General features: G+C 60.8%; 29 protein-coding genes and 1 tRNA gene. 16 read left to right on the top strand and 14 right to left on the bottom strand.

Going from position 1 to position 26,909, the window contains the following annotated elements; all coding sequences use genetic code 11:
* Positions 1-2 precede the first annotated feature (2 nt).
* From ACOYQJ_RS24005 to ACOYQJ_RS24020, 4 genes are all read right to left on the bottom strand, one after another.
* Positions 3-1,178: a trans-sulfuration enzyme family protein gene (locus ACOYQJ_RS24005; RefSeq protein ID WP_422908435.1), complete on the bottom strand. Its 1,176-nt coding sequence runs from the start codon at positions 1,176-1,178 to the stop codon at positions 3-5.
* 118 nt (positions 1,179-1,296) lie between these two features.
* Positions 1,297-1,818, bottom strand: a complete 522-nt coding sequence (locus ACOYQJ_RS24010) for a gamma carbonic anhydrase family protein (RefSeq protein WP_422908436.1) — start codon at positions 1,816-1,818, stop codon at positions 1,297-1,299.
* Positions 1,815-2,456, bottom strand: coding sequence for a guanylate kinase (gene gmk, locus ACOYQJ_RS24015; protein WP_422908437.1), 642 nt, complete (start codon positions 2,454-2,456; stop codon positions 1,815-1,817). Before gmk ends, ACOYQJ_RS24010 begins: the two co-directional genes overlap by 4 nt.
* Positions 2,457-2,459: 3 nt before the next feature.
* Positions 2,460-3,350 carry a YicC/YloC family endoribonuclease gene (locus ACOYQJ_RS24020; RefSeq protein ID WP_422908438.1) on the bottom strand — a complete coding sequence of 297 codons (891 nt, stop codon included), beginning with the start codon at positions 3,348-3,350 and terminating at the stop codon, positions 2,460-2,462.
* Between the two features lie 281 nt (positions 3,351-3,631).
* Here ACOYQJ_RS24020 and ACOYQJ_RS24025 point away from each other — a divergent pair, with 281 nt between their 5' ends.
* The gene (locus ACOYQJ_RS24025) at positions 3,632-4,378 is read left to right on the top strand and encodes a PAS domain-containing protein (RefSeq protein ID WP_422908439.1); all 747 of its coding nucleotides are present in this window, start codon (positions 3,632-3,634) and stop codon (positions 4,376-4,378) included.
* Between the two features lie 219 nt (positions 4,379-4,597).
* On the opposite strand, the gene ACOYQJ_RS24030 is transcribed toward ACOYQJ_RS24025, so the two are convergent.
* Positions 4,598-5,968 carry a class II 3-deoxy-7-phosphoheptulonate synthase gene (locus ACOYQJ_RS24030; RefSeq protein WP_422908440.1) on the bottom strand — a complete coding sequence of 457 codons (1,371 nt, stop codon included), beginning with the start codon at positions 5,966-5,968 and terminating at the stop codon, positions 4,598-4,600.
* 177 nt (positions 5,969-6,145) lie between these two features.
* Between ACOYQJ_RS24030 and ACOYQJ_RS24035 the strand changes: the two genes are divergently transcribed.
* Positions 6,146-7,156, top strand: a complete 1,011-nt coding sequence (locus ACOYQJ_RS24035) for a GlxA family transcriptional regulator (RefSeq protein WP_422908441.1) — start codon at positions 6,146-6,148, stop codon at positions 7,154-7,156.
* A complete protein-coding gene (locus ACOYQJ_RS24040; RefSeq protein WP_422908442.1) occupies positions 7,153-7,650 on the top strand; it encodes a GNAT family N-acetyltransferase in 498 nt (165 codons plus the stop codon). The genes ACOYQJ_RS24035 and ACOYQJ_RS24040 overlap by 4 nt, the downstream gene beginning before the upstream one ends.
* Here the strand turns inward: ACOYQJ_RS24040 and ACOYQJ_RS24045 are convergent.
* Complete coding sequence (locus ACOYQJ_RS24045) at positions 7,647-8,075, bottom strand: hypothetical protein (RefSeq protein WP_422908443.1); 429 nt, start codon at positions 8,073-8,075, stop codon at positions 7,647-7,649. The two genes, ACOYQJ_RS24040 and ACOYQJ_RS24045, sit on opposite strands and share 4 nt — an antisense overlap.
* 69 nt (positions 8,076-8,144) lie before the next feature.
* Positions 8,145-9,233 carry a PQQ-dependent sugar dehydrogenase gene (locus tag ACOYQJ_RS24050; protein ID WP_422908444.1) on the bottom strand — a complete coding sequence of 363 codons (1,089 nt, stop codon included), beginning with the start codon at positions 9,231-9,233 and terminating at the stop codon, positions 8,145-8,147.
* A 150-nt stretch (positions 9,234-9,383) separates the two neighbouring features.
* Between ACOYQJ_RS24050 and ACOYQJ_RS24055 the strand changes: the two genes are divergently transcribed.
* From ACOYQJ_RS24055 to ACOYQJ_RS24085, 7 genes are all read left to right on the top strand, one after another.
* The gene (locus ACOYQJ_RS24055; protein WP_422908445.1) at positions 9,384-10,580 is read left to right on the top strand and encodes an ABC transporter substrate-binding protein; all 1,197 of its coding nucleotides are present in this window, start codon (positions 9,384-9,386) and stop codon (positions 10,578-10,580) included.
* Positions 10,581-10,674: 94 nt separating this feature from the next.
* Positions 10,675-11,454 (top strand): ABC transporter ATP-binding protein, encoded by a 780-nt coding sequence (locus tag ACOYQJ_RS24060; RefSeq protein ID WP_422908446.1) that lies wholly within the window; start codon positions 10,675-10,677, stop codon positions 11,452-11,454.
* A 124-nt stretch (positions 11,455-11,578) separates the two neighbouring features.
* Positions 11,579-12,406 carry an ABC transporter ATP-binding protein gene (locus ACOYQJ_RS24065; protein ID WP_422908447.1) on the top strand — a complete coding sequence of 276 codons (828 nt, stop codon included), beginning with the start codon at positions 11,579-11,581 and terminating at the stop codon, positions 12,404-12,406.
* Between the two features lie 4 nt (positions 12,407-12,410).
* Positions 12,411-12,896 (top strand): hypothetical protein, encoded by a 486-nt coding sequence (locus tag ACOYQJ_RS24070; RefSeq protein WP_422908448.1) that lies wholly within the window; start codon positions 12,411-12,413, stop codon positions 12,894-12,896.
* On the top strand, positions 12,896-13,906 hold the full coding sequence (locus ACOYQJ_RS24075; RefSeq protein ID WP_422908449.1) for a branched-chain amino acid ABC transporter permease: 1,011 nt from the start codon (positions 12,896-12,898) through the stop codon (positions 13,904-13,906). Before ACOYQJ_RS24070 ends, ACOYQJ_RS24075 begins: the two co-directional genes overlap by 1 nt.
* A 2-nt stretch (positions 13,907-13,908) precedes the next feature.
* On the top strand, positions 13,909-15,189 hold the full coding sequence (locus ACOYQJ_RS24080; protein ID WP_422908464.1) for a branched-chain amino acid ABC transporter permease: 1,281 nt from the start codon (positions 13,909-13,911) through the stop codon (positions 15,187-15,189).
* An 81-nt stretch (positions 15,190-15,270) separates the two neighbouring features.
* Complete coding sequence (locus ACOYQJ_RS24085; protein ID WP_422908450.1) at positions 15,271-15,504, top strand: hypothetical protein; 234 nt, start codon at positions 15,271-15,273, stop codon at positions 15,502-15,504.
* Here ACOYQJ_RS24085 and ACOYQJ_RS24090 read toward each other — a convergent pair.
* Positions 15,501-16,121, bottom strand: a complete 621-nt coding sequence (locus ACOYQJ_RS24090) for a helix-turn-helix domain-containing protein (protein ID WP_422908451.1) — start codon at positions 16,119-16,121, stop codon at positions 15,501-15,503. The genes ACOYQJ_RS24085 and ACOYQJ_RS24090 overlap by 4 nt on opposite strands.
* 66 nt (positions 16,122-16,187) lie before the next feature.
* Between ACOYQJ_RS24090 and ACOYQJ_RS24095 the strand changes: the two genes are divergently transcribed.
* From ACOYQJ_RS24095 to ACOYQJ_RS24110, 4 genes are all read left to right on the top strand, one after another.
* On the top strand, positions 16,188-17,699 hold the full coding sequence (locus ACOYQJ_RS24095) for a class I adenylate-forming enzyme family protein (RefSeq protein WP_422908452.1): 1,512 nt from the start codon (positions 16,188-16,190) through the stop codon (positions 17,697-17,699).
* A 64-nt stretch (positions 17,700-17,763) separates the two neighbouring features.
* On the top strand, positions 17,764-18,414 hold the full coding sequence (locus ACOYQJ_RS24100) for a DsbA family oxidoreductase (RefSeq protein WP_422908453.1): 651 nt from the start codon (positions 17,764-17,766) through the stop codon (positions 18,412-18,414).
* Positions 18,411-18,779 carry a potassium channel family protein gene (locus ACOYQJ_RS24105; protein WP_422908454.1) on the top strand — a complete coding sequence of 123 codons (369 nt, stop codon included), beginning with the start codon at positions 18,411-18,413 and terminating at the stop codon, positions 18,777-18,779. Before ACOYQJ_RS24100 ends, ACOYQJ_RS24105 begins: the two co-directional genes overlap by 4 nt.
* 120 nt (positions 18,780-18,899) lie before the next feature.
* The gene (locus ACOYQJ_RS24110) at positions 18,900-20,111 is read left to right on the top strand and encodes a multidrug effflux MFS transporter (protein ID WP_422908455.1); all 1,212 of its coding nucleotides are present in this window, start codon (positions 18,900-18,902) and stop codon (positions 20,109-20,111) included.
* Between the two features lie 8 nt (positions 20,112-20,119).
* Here the strand turns inward: ACOYQJ_RS24110 and ACOYQJ_RS24115 are convergent, their stop codons facing one another.
* Positions 20,120-21,667, bottom strand: a complete 1,548-nt coding sequence (locus tag ACOYQJ_RS24115; RefSeq protein ID WP_422908456.1) for a methyl-accepting chemotaxis protein — start codon at positions 21,665-21,667, stop codon at positions 20,120-20,122.
* Positions 21,664-21,993: a hypothetical protein gene (locus ACOYQJ_RS24120; RefSeq protein ID WP_422908457.1), complete on the bottom strand. Its 330-nt coding sequence runs from the start codon at positions 21,991-21,993 to the stop codon at positions 21,664-21,666. Before ACOYQJ_RS24120 ends, ACOYQJ_RS24115 begins: the two co-directional genes overlap by 4 nt.
* 174 nt (positions 21,994-22,167) lie before the next feature.
* On the opposite strand from ACOYQJ_RS24120, the gene ACOYQJ_RS24125 reads away from it, so the two are divergent.
* The gene (locus ACOYQJ_RS24125; protein WP_422908458.1) at positions 22,168-23,382 is read left to right on the top strand and encodes an NADP-dependent isocitrate dehydrogenase; all 1,215 of its coding nucleotides are present in this window, start codon (positions 22,168-22,170) and stop codon (positions 23,380-23,382) included.
* A 209-nt stretch (positions 23,383-23,591) separates the two neighbouring features.
* Here ACOYQJ_RS24125 and ACOYQJ_RS24130 read toward each other — a convergent pair whose 3' ends face one another.
* Positions 23,592-23,837: an EF-hand domain-containing protein gene (locus ACOYQJ_RS24130; protein WP_422908459.1), complete on the bottom strand. Its 246-nt coding sequence runs from the start codon at positions 23,835-23,837 to the stop codon at positions 23,592-23,594.
* 222 nt (positions 23,838-24,059) lie between these two features.
* Between ACOYQJ_RS24130 and ACOYQJ_RS24135 the strand changes: the two genes are divergently transcribed.
* On the top strand, positions 24,060-24,509 hold the full coding sequence (locus tag ACOYQJ_RS24135; RefSeq protein ID WP_422908460.1) for a sigma-70 family RNA polymerase sigma factor: 450 nt from the start codon (positions 24,060-24,062) through the stop codon (positions 24,507-24,509).
* Here ACOYQJ_RS24135 and ACOYQJ_RS24140 read toward each other — a convergent pair.
* The 3 genes from ACOYQJ_RS24140 to ACOYQJ_RS24150 all read right to left on the bottom strand — a co-directional run bounded on the left by ACOYQJ_RS24140 (position 24,506) and on the right by ACOYQJ_RS24150 (position 26,909).
* Positions 24,506-25,435, bottom strand: coding sequence for an AEC family transporter (locus ACOYQJ_RS24140; protein ID WP_422908461.1), 930 nt, complete (start codon positions 25,433-25,435; stop codon positions 24,506-24,508). The two genes, ACOYQJ_RS24135 and ACOYQJ_RS24140, sit on opposite strands and share 4 nt — an antisense overlap.
* An 18-nt stretch (positions 25,436-25,453) precedes the next feature.
* A complete protein-coding gene (locus ACOYQJ_RS24145; protein ID WP_422908462.1) occupies positions 25,454-26,323 on the bottom strand; it encodes a glycosyltransferase family 2 protein in 870 nt (289 codons plus the stop codon).
* Positions 26,324-26,832: 509 nt separating this feature from the next.
* Positions 26,833-26,909: transfer RNA gene (locus ACOYQJ_RS24150), tRNA-Met, on the bottom strand.

Here is a 26,909-nt window from a genome sequence, read left to right on the forward strand (position 1 = left end):
GCTCAGACTTTCCGCGCAGCGGCAAGCCCGTCGTCAAAGCAGGCGATCAGCGCCTCTGGGTCTTCGAGCCCGACTGAGACACGGAAAAACCCCTCGGATATACCTATCGCGTCACGCCCCTCGGGCGTCAGGGCGCGGTGCGAGGAGGACGCCGGGTGCGACAGCGTCGTGCCCACATCTCCAAGTGTCGGCGCAAAGGCGATGCCCTTGGCAGCCTCGGCAAAGGCATTGGCCGCGGCGCGCCCGCCCTCGATCTCAAAACTGACCATGTTGCAGCCCTGCCCTTGCAGCAACCCCTGCGACCGCGCGGCGTCGGGGTGATCCGCACGTGTCGGATACAGCACCCGGCGAACCCCGGTCTGCCCCGCCAGATGCGCCGCGAGCCGCTCGGCGGTCTCCTGCGTGCGGGCAAAGCGCAAGCCAAAGGTCGCAAGGCCGCGCTCGGCCAGCCAGCAGTCAAAGGGGCTGGCTGTCAGCCCCGTGGTCACCGCAAAGACGCGCATCTGCGCCGCCAGTTCCGGATCCACAGCGGCAACCCATCCCAGAGTGACATCGGAATGCCCCGCCAAAAGCTTGGTCACGGACTGGATCACGATATCCGCGCCATGCTCGACCGGACGCACAGCCGCGGGTGTGGTAAAGGTATTGTCCACCGCCAAAAGAACGCCGCGCGCCTTGCACAGCGCGGCAATCCCGTCCAGATCGGCCACCCGCAATGTCGGGTTCGACACAACTTCGATCAGCACCATCCGGGTCTCAGGTCGCAGGGCCGCCTCGATCGCTGCCACATCCGTGGGATCAGCCAGGCTCGTCTTGATCCCCAACCGCGGCAGATCCTCGGACATCATCCGCAAGGACCGCCCATACAGCTGATTGCCACCAACCACATGATCGCCCGCCTTGCACAGCCCCAGCAGGACCGCCGCAACCGCCGCCATGCCGGACCCCATGACGATCCCGCCGCTCATACCTTCCAGCGCATCAATCCGCGCGGCCAGAACATCGGCATTGGGATGCCCTTCACGCGCGTAAGTGTGCCCATGCACCCGCCCTTCATACTGCGCATCCAGCGCATCCGGGCTGTCAGAGGCATAGACCACGGACGGCATGATCGGCGTGACCACGGGGCGCGACGCCCCAACCAAAGGCACGACAGGTCTTTGCAATGTCGGTTTCATCCCACTCTCCTGATTTCACTGGTCCAAAAATATCCCGGGGGAGCGCCAAAGGCGCGGGGGCAGAGCCCCCAACAAAATTTTCCCTGAAAAATTTTCCCTGAAAAATTTTCCGATTCCCTCAGAGCGCGCGCAGCCCCTTGGCATAGCGCGCCGCGTTGTCCTGATAATGCCGAGCCGAGGCGCGCAGGCCTTCGATCGCGGCCTCGTCCAATTGCCGTACGACCTTGCCCGGCATCCCCATCACCAGACTGCCGTCGGGTATTTCCTTGCCCTCGGTGATCAGGGCCCCTGCTCCGATCAGGCAGTTCTTGCCGATCTTCGCGCCGTTCAAAATCGTCGCGCCCATGCCGATCAGCGTGTTTTCTCCGATCACACAGCCGTGCAGCATGACCTTGTGGCCAATGGTACAGCCCGCTCCGATCACCAGAGGATAGCCCATATCCGTATGGCAAACGACATTCTCCTGCACGTTTGACCCCGCCCCGACGCGGATCTCTTCGTTGTCGCCGCGCAGAGTGCAGCCGAACCAGACACTGGAGCGTTCTTCCAGAACCACTTTGCCGATCACATTGGCATCCGGCGCCACCCAGGCATCTGCCGCCACAACCGGGTCGATCCCATCCAAAGAATACAGTGTCATGACAGCTCCTCGAATTCCGTTTGAAGTTTGCGCACATGTTCCACAAGCATTGGCTGTTGCAAACGCCGAAGGCGCGTTGCCGTCACGATGGTCTGCAAATCGCCGAAGGTCCGGTCCAGATCATCATTGACCAGCACATAGTCATAGCTGCCCCAATGGCTGATTTCATCCCAGCTTTTCTGCATCCGCTTCGCGATCACCTCGTCGGAATCCTGCCCTCGGCTGATCAACCGGCGCCGCAATTCCGAAATCGAGGGCGGCAGGATAAAGATCGACAGCGTGTGACGCCCCAGAGCCGAGTTCACGATCTGCTGCGCGCCTTGCCAGTCGATGTCGAACAGCACATCGTTGCCAGCGTCGATGGCCTCTTGTATCGGCGCGCGCGGGCTGCCGTAGAAATTGCCGAACACATGCGCGTGTTCCAGCATCCCATCGTTGTTCACGTCGCGCTTGAACTGGTCTTCGCTGAGGAAATGGTAATCCGTCCCGTCCACCTCACCGGGGCGCGGGGCGCGGGTGGTGGCCGATACCGAAAAACTCAGCGACGGGTCCCACTCCAGCAGGCGTTTGGACAGGGTGGATTTGCCGGCACCCGAAGGCGACGACAGAATGATCAAAAGGCCGCGGCGCCGCGTCATATCTTACTCCACATTCTGAACCTGTTCACGCATCTGCTCGATCACCGTCTTGAGCGCCAGCCCCGTTCGGGTCAACACCGGATCGCCGGATTTGGAACAAAGCGTGTTGGCCTCGCGGTTGAACTCCTGCATCAGGAAGTCCAGCTTGCGCCCGACCGAGCCCGCTTCGGCCAGAAGATCACGCGCGGCCTGCACATGCGCGCGCAGGCGGTCGATTTCTTCTGTAACGTCTGACTTGACCGCGATCAGCGCCAGTTCCTGCGCGATGCGCCCCTCGTCCACGGTGTCGCTGTTGTCCATGACCCGCGCCAACTGGGTCTTGAGGCGCTCGGCCTGCGCCACCTCACGCGCTTTGGCCTGCTCTTCGGCTTCATCCACAAGCGCGGCGATGTCGCTGGTTTGCCGGGTCAGAACCTCGGCCAGTTTCGCCCCTTCGGCCCGGCGCATCTGGACAAAAGCCTCAAGCGCCTTGGCGAAATCGTCCAGCAGCGCCGCGTTCAGCGTCTTTTGGTCCACCTCGGCGGCCTCCGAAGTCATCACGCCGCGCAGCGCCACGATATCCGCCGCCGTTGACGGCGCCAGTGACAGGCCAATGCTCATCGCTTCGTGTTCGATCCGGGTCATCGCATCCAGAACGGCGCCCAGTTGCCCTTCGTCCAACCGCAAGGCCCCTTCGTCCCCCGAAGTGGCGATCCGCAGCGCGATCTGTACATTGCCGCGTGTCAGCGCCTTTGCGGCCAAGGCCCGTACCTGCGCCTCCAGCCCGTCGATCCAATCGGGCAGCCGCGTGCGCAGATCCAGCCCCTTGCCGTTGACGCCGCGTAGCTCCCAGGTCCAGGAATACGTTAACCCTTTGCCTTGCAACGCGGCAAAACCTGTCATCGATTGCCGCATTCCGGCCTCCTTTATGCTTAATGCAAACGGCCTATCGGCAGATCGCAGGCAAGGCAAGCCGCAGAGGCGTTAAGAAAGGTTAACATGCTGACCTTGCGCGATATTATAGGATGACCCCCACCCCCTCTGATTGGGCAAAACATAGCCCATCATTAACCTTTTGGACACAAATGAGGCGAAATTAGGTCAGAGTTTTGCTAGTAAGGACTCAGCAAGAATGATTAAGTTGCTTTGGTGGAAGGGGGCTCCTACCAAGCGATCAAGCGCTAGGAGCGAAGACAATGCTGGGTAATGGCGGAAAAGGTCGGGACGTGGTGTCGATGACGGAACGGGAAAAAGCAAAGCGGCTGGCCCCGATCAGGGCGGTTGAAAGCTATTGGTTGGGCCTGTGCGGCGAAGATCAGGTTCCACTGCGCAGTCAGGTCGATCCTCGCGGCATGGAAAGTGCGCTGGAAAACGCCTTCCTGATGGAAAAGATTGCCCCCAGCATGGGCAAGGTCCGCGTCGCGGGTACCCACCTGTCCGATTTGATGGGCATGCAGATCGCCGGGATGCCGCTGTCAACACTGATCGCCCCGGCAGATCGCGAGAAATTCGGTCAGGTGATCGAACAGCTTTTCGCCCAGCCTGCGGTGATCCGCATCGAGCTGCGCGGCGAAGGCGGTTTTGGCAAGCCTGACATCGAAGGCCATATGATCATCCTGCCGCTGCGCTCGGACTTTGGCGATATCAGCCGGGCGCTGGGCGCTTTGGTCACGCAAGGCCGCATTGGCCGCACCCCGCGCCGGTTCAACATCACCCATATCGATGTGAAGCCTGCACTTGGGGCAAGGACCTGCGAACCACGGCCGATCGCGCCTGCCGATCAGGGTGATAAGGCGCCCTTGCCTGCCTTGGGGCTGACCACCCCCAAGCCAAAACCCGAATTTGCCGAGACCCGCACCGCCTATCAAGGCAAGCTGGAGGCGCCGAGCAAACCAGAGGCCCCGCACCGCGGTCATCTGCGGCTGGTGGTTTCCAACGACTGATACGACATGCGTGGCCGCGTCAGGGCCGCGAATGTCCTTGCGCCCAGGACAGAGAAGACCTCTCTGTCCTGTTTCTGTTCCCACAGAGGAAACACAGGCCGCATATCTGTTTGCAACGCACCGGCCCGACGCTCTGAACGGCCGAGTGGAACCCGAACATGAAAAACCCCGCCGTGCGTTTGGCACAGCGGGGTTTTCTTTTTTAGTGGAGCTGTTGGATTAGCCGTTGGCTGCCTCAGCCGCCGACTGACGACGGTCGGTCAGCTCTTCTGCGACAAGGAAAGCCAGTTCCAGCGCTTGCGAAGCGTTCAGACGCGGATCGCAAGCGGTGTGGTAACGATCGCTCAGATCCTCTTCGGTCACGTCGCGCACGCCGCCGGTGCATTCGGTCACGTCCTGACCGGTCATCTCGAAATGCACACCGCCCGGGATACTGCCCTCGGATGCGTGCACCGCAAAGAATTCGCGCACTTCACGCAAGACCGCGTCAAACGGGCGGGTCTTGTAGCCGGTGGCCGATTTGATCGTGTTGCCATGCATCGGATCGCAGACCCAGGTGACATTGGCGCCCTCTTCCTGCACCGCCTTGATCAGGCGCGGCAGGTTTTCCGCCACCTTGCCCGCGCCAAAGCGCGCGATCAGGGTCAGCTTGCCTTCTTCGTTGCTCGGGTTGAGCTTGGAAATCAGCAGCTTGAGATCTTCGGCAGTGGTGGTCGGGCCGCATTTCAGACCAACCGGGTTCAGCACGCCGCGGGCAAACTCCACGTGTGCCCCGTCGGGCTGGCGCGTGCGGTCGCCGATCCAGATCATGTGACCCGACCCTGCCAGCCACTTGCCCGAGGTCGAATCCAGACGGGTCAGCGCCTCTTCGTACTCCAGCAACAGCGCCTCGTGCGAGGTATAGAAGTCCACCGATTGCAGCGTGTGGGCCTGATTGCCGGTGACTCCGGCGGCCTTCATGAAGTCCAGCGTATCGCTGATCCGGTTCGCCATATCGCGATACTTGGAGGCCTTCTCGCCTTCGGTAAAGCCCAGCGTCCACTGGTGCACCTGATGCACGTCGGCATAACCGCCGGTCGAAAAGGCGCGCAACAGGTTCAGCGAAGCGGCGGCCTGTGTGTAGGCCTGAAGCATCTTTTTCGGGTCGGGAATGCGGGCCTCGGGAGTGAAGTCAAGCTCGTTGATGATGTCACCGCGGTAACTGGGCAGCTCGACGCCATCCTTGACCTCGGTGGGGGCGCTGCGCGGTTTGGCGAACTGGCCCGCCATGCGGCCAACCTTGACCACGGGCACCTTGGCGCCATAGGTCAGAACCATCGCCATCTGCAGCATCACCTTGAAGGTGTCGCGGATGCCATCGGCGCTGAACTGCTCAAAGCTTTCGGCGCAATCGCCGCCCTGAAGCAGGAACGCCTCGCCGCGGCCAGCAGACCCGAGTGCGGTTTTCAGTTTGCGCGCTTCGCCGGCAAAAACCAGCGGCGGATACTTGGAAAGCTGCGCCTCGACGGCATTCAGCGCGGCCTCATCCGTATAATCAGGCATCTGCACCCGAGGTTTTTGGCGCCAGGTCGATTTCTGCCACTCGGTCATTGGTCTTCTCCGGTTTCTCAACAGTGAGCGTTAACGTCCACGCTCTATAGCGAAAGGTGCGGGCCAGCCCAACCATGAAATTCCGCCCTGTCTCTTGACGTGCCGAGCCGCATCTGACCAAGTCGGTGTCGTAAGACGACTGATCGTGTCGTTTTGAGCCGAGAAGGACGCCACCAGATGCTGCCACCCGCACAGCGCCAAATTGTCGAACTGGAAACAGTTCCGAGCAAACCGCGCCGCTTTGTGTTTGTGCTCTTGGACAATTTCACGCTGCTCAGTTTTGCTGCGGCGCTTGATTGTCTGCGCCTGGCCAACCGGATGTCGGGCAAGAAACTCTATTCTTGGCAGATCGTTGGCGAAACTGGCGACACCGTGGCCTGCTCTACCGGGACCGAATTCAAGCTGGACGCCGCCTTGGAAGAGTTGCACCGCGATGATACTGTCGTGGTCTGCGGCGGGGCGGATGTTCAGGACGCTTCGACCAAGAAGCTGCTGAACTGGATTCGCCGCGAGGCGCGCAAGGGCGTTGCTTTTGCCGGGTTGTGCACCGCCGCCCACACTCTGGCCAAGGCCGGGCTGCTGGATGGCAAGCGCGCGACGATTCATTGGGAGAATCAGGACAGCTTTTCCGAGGAATTCGAAGACGTCATCCTGACCAAGTCCGTCTTTACCATTGATGGCAACCGGCTGACCACCGCCGGGGGGACATCGTCCATCGACCTGTTCTTGCAGGTCATCGCCAATGACCACGGCGAAGAACTGGCCAGCGCCGTGGCGGACCAGCAGATCTACAGCTCGATCCGCACCGATCAGGATACCCAGCGGCTGTCGGTTCCGACGCGCATCGGCGTGCGTCACCCCAAGCTGAGTCAGGTCATCCAGCAGATGGAAGCCAATATCGAGGAACCGATCAGCCCGTCGATCCTCGCCAAGGACGTGGGCATGTCGACCCGGCAGCTGGAGCGTCTGTTCCGACGCTACCTGAATCGGTCCCCCAAGCGCTATTATATGGAACTGCGTCTGCAAAAAGCGCGCAATCTGCTGATGCAGACCGACATGAGCGTGATCAACGTGGCACTGGCCTGCGGCTTTGCCAGCCCGTCGCATTTCTCGAAATGCTACCGGGCGCATTATGACACCACGCCCTATCGGGAACGCGGCGCCCATGCGGCGCGCCTGTCGGTGTGATCCAGACCAAGCGATTGATCCTGCGCGAGGCGCAGACCAAAGACCTGTACGATCTGCATGCGATCTTTTCTGATCCCAGTGCCATGCGCTATTGGTCCCACGCCGCCCATGACGACATCGATCGTACCGAAAAATTCCTCGAATGGTTCATCAACCGCGATCTGGACAAGCGGGTCGATTACATTCTGGAGTTCGAGGGGCGGTGCATCGGCAAGGCCGGCATGTGGAAAAAGCCCGAGGTCGGTTATCTGCTGCACCCAGATCACTGGGGCAAAGGGCTCGCCTTCGAGGCGATGCAGGCGATCCTGCCGATGTGTTTCGCCAAGTTCCCCGACATCCCTGCCGTGACCGCCGAGGCCGACCCGCGCAACATCGCCTCCATTCGCCTGCTCGGGCGGTTGGGCTTTGAGCAGGTCGAGCTGCGCGAGAAAGACTTTCTTTATGACGGCACCGAATGGTGCGACACGGCGGTCTTTGCCCTGCCCCGGCCCTAAAACAATCCGCTGAGCGTCGCGAAGTCGCTGTTGAAACGGAAGTTGATCGAGATGACCTCATCGCCGCGATCATGGTAAAAGACATAGGCGTAGAGATAGCTGTAGCCGGTCCAATAGGCCAAAAGTTCCTGACTGAACCCGTTTTCAAGCGTCACCCTGCGGATCACAGCGACATTCTGGAAGTCATCCGGGTACAGGCGGTCCACCTGTGCGTCGAGATTGTCCAACTGCTGAATGGTCATTTCGTCGGCGCCACCAAAGCGCAGCATCAGATCCTGAATATTGCGCCTTTGGATCAGGCGATCCATTTCGCTGCGCATCGCGTTGTAGTCGGCAAAGATCGCATCCTGCTCCTGCGCGGCGGCAGGCACGGCCAAAAGCAGGCCGGACAGGGCATATGCAAAGAGTTTGAAAACAGGGCGCATGGCATACTCCGAACAAAGGTTTTCGCTCAGAGTGGCATTGCACGCGTTGCTTGCCTAGTCGCGCATTCCCTATTCAAGCCGGTAAAGCGCACCGTTGTAGACCGACAGGAACCACAGCGCCCCGTCCAAGCCTTGCGCCACGTCGCGCACGCGCTGGGTCTCGGGGCCCTCGATCCGTTCAACCTCGCGCAGCGGATCGCCGGACAGCCGCGAGATCATGTTGAACTTGAGTGATCCGACAAAGGCATCGCCGCGCCAGTCGGCAACTTTGCCGTCATAGAACGTCATGCCCGAGGGGGCGATGGAGGGATCCCAGTAATGCTCGGGCTGGGTCATGCCGTCCTTCCGCGTACCTTCGCCGATCTTGCTGCCGTTGTAATTCACCCCGTAGGAAATCACTGGCCAGCCGTAGTTCATGCCGGGGGTGATCTTGTTCACCTCGTCTCCGCCCCGTGCGCCGTGTTCAACAGTCCAAAGCTGCCCCGACCCGTCCAAAGCCGCGCCTTGCGGATTGCGGTGACCATAGGACCAGATTTGCGGCTGCGCGCCACCAGTGCCGACAAAGGGATTATTGGCCGGCGCTGCCCCGTCCCGCGTGATCCGCAGAACCGAGCCATTATGCAGCGCAAGGTTCTGCGCCTTTTCCCCATCGCCGCGATCACCGACGGTGACGTACAGCGTGCCATCCGGTGCCTCGACCAGACGCGAGCCAAAGTGAACCCCGCCGCCAGAGCCCCGCGTCATCTCAAATATCGTCTTGCCGTCTTTCAGACTGCGACCGTCATCAGACAGCCGGGCGCGAAAGACAGCGGTTCCGGCGCCAAACAGCCCCTGTTTGCGAGCATAGGTCAGGAAAATCTCGCGGTTTGTGGCAAAATCATCGGGCACCAGAATGTCAAGCAATCCCCCCTGACCATCGGAATATACCCGCGGAAGCCCATTTACCTGCCAGCGTTGCCCATCGCGCACCGCGATCAACGCGCCATCACGCTCGGTGATCAGGATTGTGCCATCGGGCAGAAAGTCAAAAGCCCAGGGCGTCTCGAGCCCATCCACAACCGAAACCGCCTGCAGGGTTCCGGCGTTGGTCTCGATCGGGCCAGCCTGAGCTGCGCAGGCGAAACCGACAGAAAGAATAATGGGAATTGAATTTCGCATTATGGAACCTCCTGTGAGGAATATGGTCTCATGCCCCTGACGGACAAGGCGCAGTGACCCGGCGGCAGGGCTGGTGAAGCCTCTTTTCTTTTGCATTTGCCGCACGTAGTCTGACCGCTGGACACAAGTTCCAACTAGGGAGTTTACCGAATGAAAAAGCTACTCATGGCCACAACGGCCGGTGTCATGCTTGCTGGCGCGGCTTTTGCCGAAAGCCACGGAAATGAAATCAAACTGGGTGTGATCCTGGGCTTTACCGGCCCCATCGAATCCCTGACCCCAGCGATGGCGGCAGGCGCTGAGATGGCGATGAAAGAAGCCACCGACAGCGGCAAGCTGATGGGCGGCGCCATGGTCACCCCGGTGCGCGCAGACAGCACCTGCGTTGATAGCGCCGCGGCCACCTCGGCGGCGGAACGCCTGATCACCAGCGAAGGTGTCAAGGGCATCATGGGCTCGGACTGCTCCGGCGTGACCGGTGCCATTCTGGCCAACGTGGCCGTGCCCAACGGCATGGTCATGATTTCGCCCTCTGCGACCTCTCCGGCGCTGAGCGCAGCAGAAGACAACGGTCTTTTCTTCCGCACCGCCCCGTCTGACGCACGTCAGGGCGCGGTTCTGGCCCAGATCCTTCTGGACAAGGGCATCACGTCGGTGGCCGTGACCTATACCAACAACGACTACGGCAAGGGCTTTGCCGACGCGTTCAACAGCAACTTCACCGAAGGCGGCGGCGAAGTGACGCTGACTGCGGCGCATGAAGATGGCAAGGCGGACTATTCTGCCGAAGTCGGCGCGCTGGCCTCGGCGGGCGGCGATGCGCTGGTGGTTCTGGGCTATGTCGACCAAGGCGGCGCAGGCATCATTCAGGCCTCGCTGGATTCGGGCGCCTTTGACCTGTTCGCGCTGGGCGACGGGATGATCGGCGACTCGCTGACCGAAACCTTCGGCAGCGACATCGATGGCGCCATTGGCACCATTGCCGGGTCGGAAAACGAAGGCGGCACCAAGTTTGCCGAAATGGCAAGCGCAGCTGGCATCGACGGCACCGCAGTCTATGCGGGCGAAAGTTATGACGCGGCGGCGCTGCTCCTGCTGGCGATGGCGGCTGCCAATTCGACCGAGCCGGGCGACTATGCCGGCAAGGTCATGGACGTGGCCAACGCACCGGGTGAAGTGATCCTTCCGGGTGAGCTGGGCAAGGCGCTCGACATTCTCGCGAATGGCGGCGAAATCGACTATGCTGGCGCAACTGGCGTCGAACTGGTCGGACCGGGCGAAGCGGCGGGCTCTTACGCGGAATACACCGTGGAAGACGGCGCGCTGAAAGTGGTCGGGTACCACTGAGCGCAGGCGCAAACCAAGACATCAGGCGGCGCGAAGCGACCTTCGCGCCGTTTGCCATAACCAAAGAGAGCAAAATGCTCCGAGGGGATAAGCTGTGATCCGGGTTGATAATCTTCACCGCCATTTCGGCGGCTTTCACGCCGTGGACGGTGCATCACTGGAAATCGCCGAAGGCTCGATCACCGGGCTTGTCGGGCCGAACGGTGCGGGCAAGACCACGCTGTTCAACGTGATCGCGGGCGCTTTGCCGCCGACTTCTGGCCGCGTCTTCATGGGTGATGAGGATATCACCGGACTGCCGCCGCATGAGTTGTTCCACAAGGGGCTGCTGCGGACATTTCAGATTGCGCATGAATTCGGTTCGATGACCTGCCGCGAGAACCTGATGATGGTGCCGGGAGGACAATCGGGCGAGACGCTTTGGAACACATGGTTCGGACGCAAACGGATTGCCGATGAAGAACGCGCGCTGCGGGCCAAGGCCGATGAGGTGCTGGAATTCCTGACGGTCGAGCATCTGGCAGACCACCCGGCGGGCGCCATTTCGGGCGGTCAGAAAAAGCTGCTGGAGCTTGGGCGGACCATGATGGTCGACGCCAAGATCGTCTTTTTGGATGAGGTGGGGGCTGGTGTGAACCGGACCTTGCTTAACACAATTGCCGACGCCATTCGGCGCCTGAACACGGAGCGCGGCTATACCTTTTGCGTGATCGAACACGACATGGATTTCATCGGGCGCCTGTGTGATCCGGTGATCGTCATGGCCGAAGGCAAGAAGCTGGCCGAGGGCAGCTTGGACGAGATCAAGGCCAATGAGGCCGTGATCGAGGCCTATCTCGGCACCGGGTTGAAGAACAAGGATCAGGTCGGATGAGGTTTTGCGCTGCCTTGCGGCATCGCCCGGGCGCGCGCCTGCGGCGCGCTGTTGGGGGCTCTGCCCCCGTCGCTGCGCGACTCCCCCGAGGTATTTTGAGCCCAAAGAAACACCGGAGCATGGCATGAGCGCTGGCAGATATGATGATCGTGGCAACAAGGACATGAGCCTGGGCAATGCACAGGGCATGGGCACGGTCGATGGCTATCGCGGGACCGGCAAGGCACGACCCGGTGCGCCAGGGCCCTTTCTGATCGGCGAGACGATGACCGGGGGATATGGCAAATCCGGGCCGGATATCCTGCACGACTGCACGATTGCCGTGGAGAAAGGTCAGATCGCCGTGATCGTCGGGCCAAACGGCGCGGGCAAGTCAACGGCGATGAAGGCGGTTTTTGGGATGTTGGATCTGCGTCAGGGGCGCGTGATGCTGGACGGCGAGGATATCACCGATCTCAGCCCTCAGGCGCGGGTTCGGCAGGGCATGGGCTTTGTCCCTCAGACGCACAACATCTTTACCTCGATGACGGTCGAAGAGAACCTTGAGATGGGGGCTTTTATCCGCGGGGACGATTTTCGCCAGACCATGGCGCAGGTTTACGACCTGTTCCCGATCCTGAAGGAAAAACGCCATCAGGCGGCAGGCGAACTGTCGGGCGGCCAGCGCCAACAGGTGGCGGTGGGCCGCGCCCTGATGACCGAGCCCAAGGTGCTGATGCTGGATGAACCCACCGCAGGCGTGTCGCCCATCGTCATGGACGAGCTGTTTGACCGCATCATAGAAGTGGCACGGACCGGGATTTCCATTCTGATGGTCGAGCAGAATGCCAGACAAGCGCTTGAAATTGCGGATAAAGGCTATGTTTTGGTGCAGGGTGCCAATGCCCACACAGGAACGGGCAAGGACTTGTTGGCGGACGACGAGGTTCGCCGGTCCTTTCTGGGGGGATGAGCGCGTGACGAAGTTGAATATGCGATTGAGAGTGTGTGATCTGCTGCGGGCCTTGGTTCTGACGTTCGTGGCGGGCGGGGCCATAGCGCAGCACGCCGATCATGACGACGGCGCAGAGACGAGTGACGTCGAACAGTTGACGCTGGACACCGCCCCGGTTCAGGAGGTGGTCGCGCTCAGCTGTGCCTTTGCGACGGAGTGTTACGAGGCCGAAGCCTGTCAGGAGTCCGGGTTCGGCGTGATCCTCAGCGGCAAGGCCGGCGGGATGGATGCGCAGACGCTGTTTGTCGATGCCGCGATGTCGTCGGACAGTGGCGATGTGGGAATGGTCGGAGCACGCGATGGCGGCAATTACGTCTTGTCGGGCGGCGGCTTTGAAGGACGGCATATGCTGACCATCGCGCAGGGCGGCACCGCGCGGTACACCGTGCACTACACCGATCCGGTCATGATGATTTCATATAGCGGCCAATGTCTGGAGACTGAGTGATGGATCTTCTTAACGCCCTTGTGGCGCTGGCCAATTTCGTTCTGATCCCCGCCGTTGCCTATGGCAGCCAGTTGGCACTTGGGGCTTTGGGCGTCACACTGATCTATGGCATCCTGCGGTTCTCCAACTTTGCCCATGGCGATACCATGGCCTTCGGCACCATGGTTGTAATCCTCTTCACGTGGTGGTTTCAGAGCATGGGGATCTCGCTTGGGCCGCTGCCCACGGCGCTGCTGGCGATCCCCTTCGGGATTGTGGCCACTTCGATGCTGGTGCTGGGGACGGACCGGGTGATCTATCGCTTTTACCGTGCGCAAAAGGTCAAACCCGTGATCCTTGTCATGGTCTCGCTTGGGGTGATGTTCGTCTATAACGGCATCACGCGGATCATCCTTGGCCCGGACGACCAACGCTTTGCCGATGGCGAACGGTTCCTGATTTCCGCGCGCGATTTCAAGGAAATGACCGGGTTGGAAGAGGGGCTGGCGATCCGCACCACGCAGGCGCTGACGGTTGTGATTGCGGTCATCGTCGTGGCCGCGCTGTTCTGGTTCCTGAACCGGACCCGTACCGGGAAATCCATGCGCGCCTATTCCGACAACGAAGACCTTGCGCTGCTGTCCGGCATCAATCCCGAGAAGGTCGAGCGCGTGACCTGGGTGATCGTGGCGGCGCTGGTGACAATTGCCGGAGTGCTTTACGGGCTTGATAAATCATACAAACCCTTCACCTATTTCCAGCTTTTGCTGCCGATCTTCGCTGCGGCCATTGTCGGCGGGCTTGGCAGTCCGCTGGGCGCTATCGCGGGGGGCTTTGTCATCGCCTTTTCCGAGGTTGGCATCACCTATGCCTGGAAAAAAGTGCTGGGCCATGCCCTGCCAGACAGCCTTGAGCCCGATGGACTGGTTCAGCTGCTGTCCACGGATTACAAATTTGCCGTCAGCTTCATGATCCTCGTGGTCGTGCTGCTGTTCAAACCCACAGGATTGTTCAAGGGGAAATCGGTATGACGATGCGGACCGTGGGACTGTTTGCGCTGGTCGCAGTGCTGATCCTTGGCACTGGCTTTCTGCAAAGCTGGAACGCCGCTCTTTTGATCCTGAACATGGGGCTGGTCAGTGCGGTGATGGCGTTGGGGGTGAACCTGCAATGGGGCATCGCCGGGCTGTTCAACGTCGGGATCATGGGCTTTGTCGCCTTGGGCGGTCTCGCCGTGGTTCTGACCGCAATGCCGCCCGTCCCCGAAGCCTGGAGCGCGGGCGGTTTGCGCGTGATTGGAGCGCTGGTTCTGGGCGGCGCGGCGCTGGTGGCGGCGGCCAAGGTCTGGACGCGGTTCCACAAGGCCTGGAGCGTGGCGCTGATCCTGATCGCGGGCTTCATCCTGTTCCGCGCCCTGCTTGACCCCGGTGTCGAGGCGATCGAGGCGGTCAATCCGGCGCTGGCCGGCTACCTTGGCGGCATGGGCTTGCCGGTGCTGGTGGCCTGGCCTGTCGGCGGGTTGCTGGCTGCAGGTGCGGCCTGGGTCATTGGCAAGACGGCGCTTGGGTTGCGCAGCGACTATCTGGCCATTGCCACGCTCGGGATTGCCGAAATCGTCATCGCCGTGATGAAGAACGAAGACTGGATGGCCCGCGGCGTCAAGAACGTCATCGGCCTGCCCCGGCCCGTTCCTTACGAGGTTGATCTGCAAAACGACCCGGGCTTTGTCGATGCCGCCGCTGGCTGGGGGCTGGATGCCACCACGGCCTCGACGCTGTATGTCAAGCTGGAGTATTCGCTGCTGTTCGCCGTGGTGTTGGTGATCCTTCTGGTGCTGGCGCAACTGGCGCTGAATTCGCCCTGGGGCCGGATGATGCGGGCGATCCGCGACAATGAAACCGCCGCACGGGCCATGGGCAAGGACGTGACCTTCCGACATTTGCAGGTCTTTATCCTGGGCAGCGCGATCTGCGGCATTGCCGGCGCCATGATGACCACGCTGGATGGCCAGTTGACCCCAAGCTCCTACCAACCGCTGCGCTACACCTTTCTGATCTGGGTAATGGTGATTGTCGGCGGTTCGGGCAACAACCTTGGCGCCGTTCTGGGCGGCTTCCTCATCTGGTTCCTTTGGGTGCAGGTCGAACCCATGGCGCAGGGCCTGATGGCGCTTATCACCTCGGGCATGGCCGAAGGCTCGGCGATCAAGGCGCATCTTCAGGACAGCGCCCAACATCTGCGACTGCTGACCATGGGGGTGATCCTGCTGTTGGTGCTGCGCTTCAGTCCAAAGGGGCTTTTGCCGGAAAAGTAAGCCGTGCGGGCCGCTTACGCGTTTGTACACGATTTATAGAGAGTTTGCGCAGACCATGAGCGGGATAGAAGGAGACATACCATGCCTTTGAAACACCTCTCGACGAACTGGGCAAACTTTCTGGACCGTTTGCAGCACCGCTTTCCACATGTGGACCCCGCGCGACTTGCCGACCCGGTAAGCGATCCGCAAACGCTCAGCCTGCATCTGGCCGAACAGCATGACCTGACCCCGATGGAAGCCAGCGAGGAGCTGCGCGATTTTCTTGGGCTCGAAGATCTGGCGCGTCAGGCGATGGAGCTGCGGGCCGGTTAGCCCAGGGACGTGACCCAAAGGATCGTGGCATCTTCGTCGCTGACCGAAATGACGTTGTGCCCCATGGTGCTGTCGTAATAGGCGCTGTCGCCCCGGCGCATCTCCACCGGTTCATAGAATTCTGTATACAGCCGGATCACCCCGGTCAGCACATACAGGAATTCTTCGCCGTCATGGCGCACCCAACCGTCGAATTCTTCCATCGCGCGCGCACGAACGCGGGCGCGATAGGGCAACATCTTCTTGCGGGTCAGCGTTTCGGCCAGCAACTCGTGCTCATAGGTGGCAGTGGCATGACTTTGCCCCTCGCCGCTGCGGGTCACGGTCATGCGGCCGTTGACCTTTTCCTGCTGCGGCGGTGTGAACAGCTGCGGCACTGAAATCTCAAGCCCGACCGCCAGCTTTTTCAAGGCATCGTAGGTCGGCGACATCTGCCCATTCTCGATCTTGGAAAGGGTCGAGCGCGCAAGTCCCGCCTGCTTTGCGGCCTGTTCCAGCGTCCATTCCTTTTCCTTGCGCAGCTCGCGCACGCGCTGGCCAAGGTCAAGCGGTTCGGCGCCATGTTCAGCGCCGTTTTCGCGGGCAATGCGGATCAGGGATTTGGGATCGCGTGTCATGCCAATTGCTATAGGCCGCGGCCCGCCCCCTTGCAAGCGCGCCCGGCGCGGCCTAATCCACTGACTATGCTGTCGCTCTTTGATCAGGGGGCCTTTGCGCCCTGCCCCGCACCGTTCAATCTTGCCGCTCATGTGTTGCAGGCGGGGTCTGCCACGCCCGACAAGATTGCCCTGGCCATTGTCAAACCCACCGGCGCCGAGCGGTGGTCTTATGCCCGGTTGATCGCGGCGGTGCGCGGCACCGCCACCGGCCTGTTGCAAAGCGGGCTGAAACCCGGGGACATCCTGCTGATGCGCCTTGGCAATACAGTGGATTTTCCGATTGCCTATCTGGGCGCCATCGCGGCGGGCATCGTGCCGGTCCCGACCTCGTCGCAACTGACGGAACCCGAGGTTGCCAAGATCATCGCGCATCTGTCACCCAAGGCCATCCTACTCGGCGCTGGCGTTGCCTGTCCGGAGACCGAGCTGGCGACCTATGGCCCCGAAACCTTTGAAGCTTGGCACAGCCTGCCGCCCGCCGACTTCGACATGGGCGATCCCGAGCGGCTGGCCTACATCGTATACACCTCGGGCACGTCGGGGACGCCGCGGGCCGTGGGGCATGCCCATCGCGCCATCTGGGCAAGGCAGATGATGATGCAGGGCTGGTACGGGTTGCAGCCCTCGGACCGCTTGCTGCACGCGGGCGCGTTCAACTGGACCTTCACGCTTGGCACGGGACTTATGGACCCCTGGACCAAGGGCGCGGCTGCATTGATCCCCGCCGCTGGCACCGATCCGGCGCAGCTTGCGCTGCTGATGAAGCGCAACGATGTGACGATTTTTGCAGGTGCACCGGGCGTTTACCGACAAATCCTCAAGTACCCTCTGCCTGTTCTACCGAAGCTGCGACACGGCCTTGCCGCCGGGGAAAAGCTGCCGGACACCGTCCGCGACGGCTGGCGCGAAGCCACCGGGACCGAGATTTTCGAAGCCTATGGCATGTCTGAATGCTCAACCTTCATCTCCTCTGCGCCGGGCCGCCCCAATGCCGCCGGCACCCTCGGAGCGCCTCAGCCCGGGCGCCATATCGCGCTGATCGACGACACCGGCGCACCAGTGCCCTTGGGCTCGGAAGGTGTGATTGCCGTGCACCGCAACGATCCCGGTCTGATGCTGGGTTACATCGGCGCGCCAGAGGCCACTGCCGAAAAATTCGCCGGAGATTGGTTCCTGTCCGGGGATCGCGGCGTAATGGATGGCGATTTCCAGATCACCTACCTTGGTCGCTCGGACGATATGATGAACGCCGGCGGCTATCGCGTGTCCCCGCTGGAAGTCGAGTCCGCGCTGGCCGGTCTGCCCGGTGTCACCGAGATTGCCGTGACCGACATCGCCGTGAAATCCGATGTGCGCGTGATTGCCGCCTTTTACACCGGCCCCGTTGCGCTGGACGAAGAGGCGCTGAAGGCCGAGGCCGCCACCCGCCTTGCCCGCTACAAACAGCCCCGCGCCTATGTCCATGTGGACAGCCTGCCGCGCAATCCCAACGGCAAACTGCTGCGCCAGAGGCTCAAGGATATCGCGCCGTTTTAGATGCCGCTCACTCTCGCATTTCCATGCAAAGATCGCTATATGAAGGCGGAACGAAAGGACCGACATGATCCAGCTTGATATCTTCTCAGACCCGATCTGCCCGTGGTGCTACATCGGCAAGGCAAATCTGGATCGCGCGCTCGAAGCCAACCCCAACCATCCCTTCAAGGTGCGTTGGCTGCCCTTTATGTTGAATCCGGATATGCCCAAAAGCGGGATTGATCGGCGCGAATACCTTGAGACCAAGTTCGGCGGCAAGAAGGGCGCGGTCGAGGCCTATATGCCGGTCACGCAGCACGCTGAAGCGGTTGGACTGAAGATCAACCTCGACAACATTCAAAGGACGCCCTCGACAATCGACGCGCACCGTTTGATCCACTGGGCCGAGCTGGAGGGCGTGCAGACCCCCGTGGTCTCGGCCCTGTTTCGCGCCTATTTTGTCGATGGCCGGGACATTGGACAAGCCGAAGTGCTGGCCGATATCGCCGATGGCGCGGGCATGGATGCCTCGGTCGTGTTGCGCCTTCTGGCGACGGACGAGGACAAGCGCGAGATCGTCGAACGCGATGCTGCGGGGCGCGGCATGGGCATCAATTCCGTGCCGACCTTCATCGTCGATCAAAAGCACGCCGTCCCCGGCGCCCAGCCCCCTGAACTGTGGGCGCAGGTGATCGAGGAGCTTTTGGCGCACCCTTCCGAGGCTGGTCAAGGATGACCAAGATCAAGATCTTCACCCTGATCGCGACGCTCGCGGGGATCATTGCCAGCGGAACGGTGTTTTTCCGACTGGTCGAAGGGTGGAGCTGGCTTGATTCCTATTTCTTTACCGTGGTGACGATTTCGACCGTCGGCTATGGCAACCTTGTGCCGATGACCGCCGCCGGCAAGATTGGTACGACGCTGTTTATCCTGCTTGGCCTTGGCATCTTTGCGGCCGCGATCCAGCAGTTCGGCCATTTCGCCATGCGCAAACGCGAAGAACATACCGAATGGCTTTTCGCGCAACTTGGCGAAGACGAAGAGAAACCTGCCAACAGCGACGACGCTCCTCGCAGCGGCGCACCGCAAACCGAAGCCTGATCTTCCGTCAGGTCAGATCAGCTTTGCGCCTCGGCCCCTTTTCCTCTCCCGCCCTTCGGGTGTAGAGCTTGGGCACCGCGCCGGGCATTGCAGCCCGCGTCCGGAAATCCCGAGGTTCCAATGTCCAAGCTGCCCAGCAAAGGCGAATTTGTCGCTATTATTGCAATGCTTACGGCGACCATTGCATTTGCAATCGACGCCATGTTGCCCGCCTTGCCGGAACTGACGGCCAGCTTTTCCCCCAATGATCCGAATCGCGTTCAACTGGTGGTGACGATATTTGTCCTGGGAATGGGGCTTGGGACGCTGTTCACCGGGCCGCTTTCGGATGCGTTTGGCCGCAAACCCGTGGTGCTGGGCGGCGCGGCGCTTTATATCGCGTCGTCGTTGTCCGCCATCTGGATGCAAAGCCTTGAGCTGTTGCTGGTGGCGCGGTTCTTTCAGGGGCTTGGCGCTGCTGGTCCGCGGGTCGTGGCTCTGGCGATCGTGCGCGATCTGCACGCCGGGCGCGGCATGGCCCAGATCATGTCCTTTGTGATGATCGTCTTTACAGTGGTGCCTGCAATTGCGCCGCTGTTGGGATCGCGTCTGATCATTCTGGGGGGCTGGCCTGCGGTTTTCTGGGCCTTTGCGATCTTTTCACTGATGACGTCCACATGGCTTGCCATACGTCTGCCCGAGACTCTGGCCCCGGAAAACCGGCTGCCTTTTCGGTTCTCCAAGCTGCGCGCCGCGCTGACCGAAGTTCTGTCTCACCGGGTCGTGCGCCTGTCGATAATCGCGCAGGCGTTTTGCTTTGCTGCGCTTTTCAGCATGATCTCGACCGTGCAGCCGATTTATGACGGCTTCTTTGGCAGGGCAGAAACTTTTCCGCTGTGGTTCGGCGCGATTGCCATTGCGTCAAGCTCGGCCAGTTTCTTGAACGCAGCTTTGGTGATGCGGATCGGGATGCGCCGTCTGGTGGTCGGTATGCTCAGTGCGCAGGTGTTGTTCAGCACGATGATGGTTCTGCTGATCAGCTTTGGACTGTCTGGCAACGCGCTGTTTGCGGCATTTGTTCTATGGCAGGCGACGGTATTCTTTCAGGCGGGTATGACATTGGGCAACTTGAACGCGCTAGCGATGGAGCCTATGGGCCATATCGCGGGTCTAGCCGCGTCGGTCATCGGAGCCTTGGCAACCGTCGGCGCCGTCATTCTGGCCGTCCCGGTCAGCCTGATGTTTGACGGCACGCCGCTGCCCGTAGCCATTGGCATTCTGGTTCAGGTCATCGGAGCCTTGATCGCCATGCAACGGCTGGGCCGCGCCGAACTGGCGCAGCCGGCGATTTGAGCCCCCCGTCAGGCGATGCGTTCTTGCTTTTCGCCGTCGACGCCTGACAGTTTGAATTCCGCCATCACGCGCGCCAGTTCATCGGCGTGGTTGCGCAGCCGGTGTCCCGATGCCGACATTTCCGAGCTTTGGGCCAGGATTTTTTGTGCCTCGCTGTCCAGTTCGGACATTTCCTGGGAAACGCGCCCCATTTCGGCGGCACGGCTTCCGGCATCTTGGCGAATGTCTTCGATCATGCCGTTCACCTCGTTGACGTGCTGCACGATCATCGACAAACGTCGCCCGGCTTCATGCACCAGCTTGGCACCCGAGGCGACCTCCTGCTCGCTGCTTGCAATCAGTTCCTTGACCCCGCGAGCAGCTTCGGCGGTGCGCTGCGACAGCGCCTGGACTTCACCGGCGACGACCGCAAAACCCCGGCCAGAGCTTCCGGCGCGAGCGGCCTCAACCCCGGCATTCAGCGCCAGAAGATTGGTCTGAAAGGCAATGTCGTCGATCAGGTCCATGATGTTGCCCACCTCGCCCGAGCTGCGCTCGATCCGCTCCATTGCGGCGACCGCCTCTTTGGTGATTTCGCCGCCTTGATCCGCCTCCGCCCGCGCGGTGGAAACGCGCTGCGCCGCCAGCTCCGCCTGCGAAGCCGAGGCTTTGAGGCGCGCGCTCAGCTGTTCGACCAGTTCGGACTGTGTTCCAAGTCCCGAGGCCTGTGCATTTGTCCCCTGCGCCAGCGTTTCCAGAAACTGGCCCAAAAGCTGCGCCTCACCGTCAAAGCTGCGTGCCATGCTCTGCGCCTGACCAAGCGCCGCGTCCAGCCGCGTCACCGCAAGGTTGAAGTCGCTGCGAAGATCCTCGAAGGCTTCGGGCATGTCTTCCTGGATTTCGCAACGCAGGCTGCGATCCGCGAGATGATGCAGGTTCGTGCGCAGCAAACCGATAGCCTGCTCGGCCTCGTCCACCATGCGCCGAGCTTTGCTTTCGGCCACTTCTGCCCGGTGCGATTGGTCGGCTACAGATTCAGACTGCTCGACAATCCGGGTCATCAAGCGGTTGCTGCGGGCGATCGACATTCCAAGAATGACGGTTTCAAAGACAACCACCGACCCGTGCAAAACCGTCCGCTCGATGTTGGTCATGAGATCAAGCGAGGGATAGACAAGCGCTGGCATGAACATCGTCAAGCCGAGGTGATGCACCGCCGTGACCCCTGCCCCGACCAGCAGCGCGCGAATATTGCCCAGCGTCGAAATTCCCGCCAGAACAACGAAATACACCATATGCGTGTCAATCTGCCAGGGATGGCCGCGATAGCTGGCCGTCAGGACAGCGACCTGCCCAACCAGACAGACTGCGATCACGTCATTCGCCAGCCGCGATGCACGCCGCGCCGACCAAGTCGCCATCAAGGCCAGAACAACAGTCACCGCGGTGCCCTCAAGAAACCCGCTCTTGAGCATGCCATCCGACAGCACCTGCACGATCACCATCGCATAAGCCAATGCCAGAACGGCCTTGCCAGCTTCGCCAGATAGGTTTGCCTTGTTCGTCTCGTCCATCATTCTTTCCATTCTCCGCAGAGGGTCGCCACAAAACGACCGTCCCGCACCATCCATGCACCAAGCGAGAGCAGCTCTTCCCTTGGCTCCGGATCGTCAAAAACAGCGAGCGCACTGAAAGGTGCCTGATAAGGCCCCACCAACCGCCCACCGGCCTGAATTACCAGTTGCGCCGCGCCCAGCCCCCAAGGCGACGCAACCACAAGAACGGGGGTTCCAGCGCCCCCCGGCAAGGGACCAACAAGCCCTTTCACGGAAATCACCGCCGCCAGAAAAACGGCGGTCAGCGCCATGCCGGCATCAAGGGCTTCGTCGCATCCAAACTTCATGCGACAAGCACTAAACGCTGGCTGGTTTCAGAGTTGTTAGTTTTCGCTTCAGTTTTAACGACTATTCGATGAAATATGCAGCAAGACTGTATACATCTGCATACAGCGTTTGAGGCCCGGAAGAAGATGGGCTAGACAGGCCGCAACAGGTGCCAGCGATCAAAGGAACAGGTGATGTCAAAGATCAAGGTCGAGAACCCGATTGTCGAAATGGACGGCGATGAAATGACCCGCATCATGTGGGATTTCATCAAGAAGAAGCTGATCATGCCCTATTTGGACGTGGATCTGCTGTATTATGATCTGAGCATTCAGGAACGCGACCGCACCGACGATCAGATCACCATCGAAGCCGCCGAAAAGACCAAGGAAGTCGGTGTTGCGGTGAAGTGTGCCACCATCACTCCGGATGAGGCGCGGGTCGAAGAATTTGGCCTGAAACAGATGTGGCGCAGCCCCAACGGCACCATCCGCAACATCCTTGGCGGCGTGGTGTTTCGCCAGCCGATCATCTGCAAGAATGTGCCGCGCCTTGTGCCCGGCTGGACCGATCCCATCGTGGTCGGCCGCCATGCCTTTGGAGATCAATACAAGGCCACGGATTTCCATTTTCCCGGCAAAGGCCAACTGACGATGAAATTCGTTGGCGATGACGGCACCGTGATCGAAAAGGTGGTCTATGACGCCCCTTCGGCGGGCGTTTACATGGGGATGTATAACCTTGACGATTCAATCTGCGACTTTGCCCGCGCCTCGCTCAACTATGGTCTGAACATCGGCTGGCCGGTCTATCTGTCGACCAAGAACACCATTCTCAAGGCCTATGACGGGCGCTTCAAAGATCTGTTCCAGCAGATCTATGAAGAAGAGTTCGAAGAGAGGTTCAAGGCCGCGGGTATCTGGTATGAACACCGGCTGATTGACGACATGGTGGCCTGTGCGTTGAAATGGAACGGTAAATTCGTCTGGGCCTGCAAGAACTATGACGGCGACGTCCAGTCCGACACCGTGGCGCAGGGCTTTGGCAGCCTCGGGATGATGGCCAGCCAGCTGATGACCCCCGACGGCAAGATCGTCGAGGCCGAGGCCGCCCACGGCACCGTCACCCGCCACTATCGCCAGCATCAGAAGGGCGAGGCGACCTCGACCAATTCGATCGCCTCGATCTATGCCTGGACCGGAGGCCTCAAGCACCGCGCCAAGCTGGATGAAAACATCGCCCTGCGCGCCTTTGCGGAAACCTTGGAGCGCGTTGTGGTCGAAACCGTGGAATCTGGTCACATGACAAAGGATCTGGCGCTGCTGGTCGGCCCGGATCAGGGGTGGCTGACAACGATGGGCTTCCTTGAGAAGCTCGACGAGAACCTGAACAAGGCGCTGAACGGCTAGGGTAGGCTTTCGACAAAAGACCACCTGCCTATTCAGCACAAGGGGGCCACGTGGCCCCCTTCTTTGTGCCGCGGCTTACCCATCGGCCCCAGCGCCTCGAGACCCGGAGGATCACCGCGCGGGTAAATATATAGTAATTCAATTCAATACGATAAACGACTTTCTTAAAGCTCCGCCCCCGGCGGGAAACCACCGGGGGCGGGCAAGAATCAGCTGGCCTCTTCGGGCACGAGGCCTGCATCGCGCGCGGCGGCCAGCTCTTCGGCGCTCAACAGCCCGTCACCATCGACGTCGATCTCAAGGAAGATGTCGGTCGATACTTCGGGATAGACCGCTTGGATTTCCTCGACCGAAACCATGCCGTCGCCGCTGGTGTCCAGTGCGTCCTGGGCCAGGGCCATCCCAGCGGGCAGAGCAGCGACAAGAGTGATCGCGGTGAGCAGTGACTTGGTCATGTGGTGTCTCCTTTTGGTTTTCACATGTGCAAAGAGCCACGCCCCTTGCACAGAGATAGAGACGCCAATCGGTTTTCGCGTCCCGCGGGCCAAGTGGACGCGCGCGCCTTTGCCGAAATACCCAGTCCGCTCAGGCAAGCCGCCGCCGAAAAAGCCCCCATCGGCCCGGTAGGCGAAAAGCCCCCGTCTGGTCGGGGATTTTCCCGCTGTCATGCTGGCGACATGGACAAAGAAACTATGAATCGGTTGCGCGCCCGTGCCGCCCGCCTTGGTCATAGCGGCCCCGCTGGCGAAGATCTCGCGCAAGAGGCCGTTCTGGGCTATCTGGAACGGCTCAAGGCCGGTGGCGCGATAACAGCGCCTCTGCCCTATATGATGACAAGCCTGCGCCATGCGGCGCATCTGGCGCATCGGTATCACGCCAATCAGGCGCCGCTTGAAGAGGCACCCGAACCGATCGTCCCGGACGCCGAGACGACCTGCCTGTTTCACGAGGTTGAAAAGGCGATCACGTCCCTGCCCGAAGCGGATCGCGCGCTGTTGAGCCATGTTGTCGCCGGGACAACGCGCCCAAGCGAGCTGGCCGCGCTTTACGGCGTTCCCGAAGGCACGATCAATTCGCGCCTCGCCCGCGCCCGGCAAAAGCTGCGCCGCGTTCTGGGCGAGACCTAGATGACCAAGACAAGGGCGCTGACCGTCACGGCGCCCAGCAAGGTCGTGACCACCAAGGCTGACGAAGCGATCTCGGCCCCGCCGTACCGCGAGGAAAGGATCGGGAAGATGGCGAACATCGGCATGGCGGCAAAGACCATCCCGGCGGTGGCCTGCGCAGGCGTAATGCCGGGCAAAAGGCTCAGCACCGCGAGCGCCAGCAAGGGATGCGCCACCAGCTTGCCAAAGGATACCGCCAGAACCGGCGCTCCGGTTTCGCGCCATTGCGCATTGGCCACCGTGCCGCCGACAAAAAACAATGCAATCAAAGGCGCAGCAGCCGCGACCAACCCACGCGTCTTGTCGACGGGCCCGGGTAAATGAATGTCGAAACCAGAGATCACCAGCCCCGCAACCAGCCCGATCAGCACCGGGCTGCGGGTCATCTGCCCGAAAGTCTGGCGCAGAGAGGCGGAGAACCCGCGCCCCTTTTCGCCCGCCAGCACCTCGGCCGCGATGATGGCTACCGGGATCACGGCCAGATTTTCGGCGACGATGATCCAGGCAAATAACCGGTCCACTTGATCAGGGAAAAGAACCAGCCCGACAGGATAGCCCAGAAAGATCGTATTGGCGCTGGACATGCCCATGCCCATCATCGCGGCCAAAGCGCCGGGAAGTCGGAACACCCGTGCCATGATCCAACTGCCGAGCCCCAGAAGGATCAGCGCCGCCACCGCATATCCCGCGATAAAACGCCAGTTGAATTCGGTCAGATCACCCGAGCGCATCACCGCCGAGGCAACGATCACCGGCATGCAGATCACCAGCGCAAAGCGACTGAGGTGCGGCAGCGCGTCTGCAGGAACCAGCCGCGTCTTGATCGACACCGCCCCGACCAAAAGCAGGAAATAGATCGGCAAGAGAGAGATCAGAGGATCAAGCATATCGGGCCTTTGTCACAATCACCCCTGCGCGCCAAAACGTGCAGGCAATTCGGTGCGGAAGGGCATTTTGAGCGCGCGTGTCTTCACGACCGAAGATCTTTCAATCCGCGCTGGTTTGATGGACAGCGCATCATAAGCCTCTTGCTCGGCCCGCTCCCATTCGATCCATTTCTTGGCTTGAAAGCTTTCCTGAAACTGCGCGGCATCGGCGTCCGCGTCTTTCCATCCCGCTCCGGGCACGCCCGGCGCATCCATACCGCCAACTTCCATGCGAATTGCATTGGCCTCATCCAATGCAGACCGATTGGCGTATTTGAGATGTGCCAGGTAAAGCCCCCTCGGCATGACAAAAGGAAAGCTCTCCAGTCTTCGCGGTGCGACGCGGACACCGTGCAAGAGAAAATCTATCGCCCGTCGTGACGCAATCGCCTTGGAGTAATGGCCAGAAAAGGCAATGTTTCGCCTCTCCGACAATACTGGTGCTCCTGTCAGCTCCGGATCTTCCGACATTTCCACCAGATCAAACCCCAATGCCGTCAGAACCGGGTTATCATCAATACTTTCAATGACTTGATGTATCGAGCTAAAGTAAACCGGATCAAAACAGACCAATTCATCGGCATCCGTCCGGATCACCCAGTCATAGACCTGCGACAGCCCGGCGTGAATGCCATTCAACAAGGCAGCCCGATTGCGGTCGAAGTTCTCAAACCCATCACGCGGAATGGTGATGATCGAGGCTCTTGGACAGATGTCTTGTATTCTGGGATCTGCGCCATGCGCGACGACAAACAGGTGTTCCGGTCCGATCTGCGTGCCATGATGGGCATACCAGTGCGACAACGCCCAGTAATCTCGATAGACCATTGTCAAAGCACAGATTTTCATGGCGCTCCCCTGTCTCTCCCGAGTTGCCGTAGACCGCATGGTCTGTCAAGGACTGGCGGCACGTGACCCGCCCGCCTGCCGGTCCCTTTTTCGTAAGGGGACCTCGCCGCAGCCTGACAGGCCAGCCGCTTCACCAATAACGACACGACCCGAAAGAGGCCTGGAGGACATTCCTCCCGGCCTCTTGCATGACCCGCGATCGGTCCGGCGGAAAAAACCGCAGATTACCAAACCGTAATGTTCCGACAACGCAAACCAGCGGTCGGCCCTGTTATTGAGCCGCCAACCGAAAGCAAACGGAGCCTCCGATGACCGACGACGCACCCGACACATCCGCTATCACCACGCGCGGCCTAAACTGCATGGCCTGATCGACCGTGTGGTTGTCACGTGGGCCGCCGATCAGGAGCATCATGAGCTGGATGTGTCTGGCAAGTTGTTGGAGATGCTTGCAAAAGCAAAGCCCGCCTTGGGGGCGGGCTTCGTTTCGAACAGTTGTTCGCTAAAACTGGTTGCGGGGGTAGGATTTGAACCTACGACCTTCAGGTTATGAGCCTGACGAGCTACCGGGCTGCTCCACCCCGCG

The sequence above is a fragment of the Pacificoceanicola algae genome, assembly GCF_049341065.1.
GTDB lineage: Bacteria > Pseudomonadota > Alphaproteobacteria > Rhodobacterales > Rhodobacteraceae > Pacificoceanicola.

What these genes read in the sequence shown, in the direction of transcription:
- ACOYQJ_RS24095 (WP_422908452.1), top strand. Translation starts at nt 16,188, where the DNA reads ATGCTGTCGCTCTTTGATCAGGGGGCCTTTGCGCCCTGCCCCGCACCG.
- ACOYQJ_RS24025 (WP_422908439.1), top strand. Translation starts at nt 3,632, where the DNA reads ATGCTGGGTAATGGCGGAAAAGGTCGGGACGTGGTGTCGATGACGGAA.
- ACOYQJ_RS24100 (WP_422908453.1), top strand. Translation starts at nt 17,764, where the DNA reads ATGATCCAGCTTGATATCTTCTCAGACCCGATCTGCCCGTGGTGCTAC.
- ACOYQJ_RS24030 (WP_422908440.1), bottom strand. Translation starts at nt 5,968, where the DNA reads ATGACCGAGTGGCAGAAATCGACCTGGCGCCAAAAACCTCGGGTGCAG.
- ACOYQJ_RS24045 (WP_422908443.1), bottom strand. Translation starts at nt 8,075, where the DNA reads ATGCGCCCTGTTTTCAAACTCTTTGCATATGCCCTGTCCGGCCTGCTT.
- ACOYQJ_RS24005 (WP_422908435.1), bottom strand. Translation starts at nt 1,178, where the DNA reads ATGAAACCGACATTGCAAAGACCTGTCGTGCCTTTGGTTGGGGCGTCG.
- ACOYQJ_RS24140 (WP_422908461.1), bottom strand. Translation starts at nt 25,435, where the DNA reads ATGCTTGATCCTCTGATCTCTCTCTTGCCGATCTATTTCCTGCTTTTG.
- ACOYQJ_RS24075 (WP_422908449.1), top strand. Translation starts at nt 12,896, where the DNA reads ATGGATCTTCTTAACGCCCTTGTGGCGCTGGCCAATTTCGTTCTGATC.
- ACOYQJ_RS24120 (WP_422908457.1), bottom strand. Translation starts at nt 21,993, where the DNA reads ATGAAGTTTGGATGCGACGAAGCCCTTGATGCCGGCATGGCGCTGACC.
- ACOYQJ_RS24135 (WP_422908460.1), top strand. Translation starts at nt 24,060, where the DNA reads ATGGACAAAGAAACTATGAATCGGTTGCGCGCCCGTGCCGCCCGCCTT.
- ACOYQJ_RS24125 (WP_422908458.1), top strand. Translation starts at nt 22,168, where the DNA reads ATGTCAAAGATCAAGGTCGAGAACCCGATTGTCGAAATGGACGGCGAT.
- ACOYQJ_RS24035 (WP_422908441.1), top strand. Translation starts at nt 6,146, where the DNA reads ATGCTGCCACCCGCACAGCGCCAAATTGTCGAACTGGAAACAGTTCCG.
- ACOYQJ_RS24065 (WP_422908447.1), top strand. Translation starts at nt 11,579, where the DNA reads ATGAGCGCTGGCAGATATGATGATCGTGGCAACAAGGACATGAGCCTG.
- ACOYQJ_RS24020 (WP_422908438.1), bottom strand. Translation starts at nt 3,350, where the DNA reads ATGCGGCAATCGATGACAGGTTTTGCCGCGTTGCAAGGCAAAGGGTTA.
- ACOYQJ_RS24050 (WP_422908444.1), bottom strand. Translation starts at nt 9,233, where the DNA reads ATGCGAAATTCAATTCCCATTATTCTTTCTGTCGGTTTCGCCTGCGCA.
- gmk (WP_422908437.1), bottom strand. Translation starts at nt 2,456, where the DNA reads ATGACGCGGCGCCGCGGCCTTTTGATCATTCTGTCGTCGCCTTCGGGT.
- ACOYQJ_RS24010 (WP_422908436.1), bottom strand. Translation starts at nt 1,818, where the DNA reads ATGACACTGTATTCTTTGGATGGGATCGACCCGGTTGTGGCGGCAGAT.
- ACOYQJ_RS24130 (WP_422908459.1), bottom strand. Translation starts at nt 23,837, where the DNA reads ATGACCAAGTCACTGCTCACCGCGATCACTCTTGTCGCTGCTCTGCCC.
- ACOYQJ_RS24090 (WP_422908451.1), bottom strand. Translation starts at nt 16,121, where the DNA reads ATGACACGCGATCCCAAATCCCTGATCCGCATTGCCCGCGAAAACGGC.
- ACOYQJ_RS24105 (WP_422908454.1), top strand. Translation starts at nt 18,411, where the DNA reads ATGACCAAGATCAAGATCTTCACCCTGATCGCGACGCTCGCGGGGATC.
- ACOYQJ_RS24145 (WP_422908462.1), bottom strand. Translation starts at nt 26,323, where the DNA reads ATGAAAATCTGTGCTTTGACAATGGTCTATCGAGATTACTGGGCGTTG.
- ACOYQJ_RS24110 (WP_422908455.1), top strand. Translation starts at nt 18,900, where the DNA reads ATGTCCAAGCTGCCCAGCAAAGGCGAATTTGTCGCTATTATTGCAATG.
- ACOYQJ_RS24085 (WP_422908450.1), top strand. Translation starts at nt 15,271, where the DNA reads ATGCCTTTGAAACACCTCTCGACGAACTGGGCAAACTTTCTGGACCGT.
- ACOYQJ_RS24115 (WP_422908456.1), bottom strand. Translation starts at nt 21,667, where the DNA reads ATGATGGACGAGACGAACAAGGCAAACCTATCTGGCGAAGCTGGCAAG.
- ACOYQJ_RS24055 (WP_422908445.1), top strand. Translation starts at nt 9,384, where the DNA reads ATGAAAAAGCTACTCATGGCCACAACGGCCGGTGTCATGCTTGCTGGC.
- ACOYQJ_RS24080 (WP_422908464.1), top strand. Translation starts at nt 13,909, where the DNA reads ATGCGGACCGTGGGACTGTTTGCGCTGGTCGCAGTGCTGATCCTTGGC.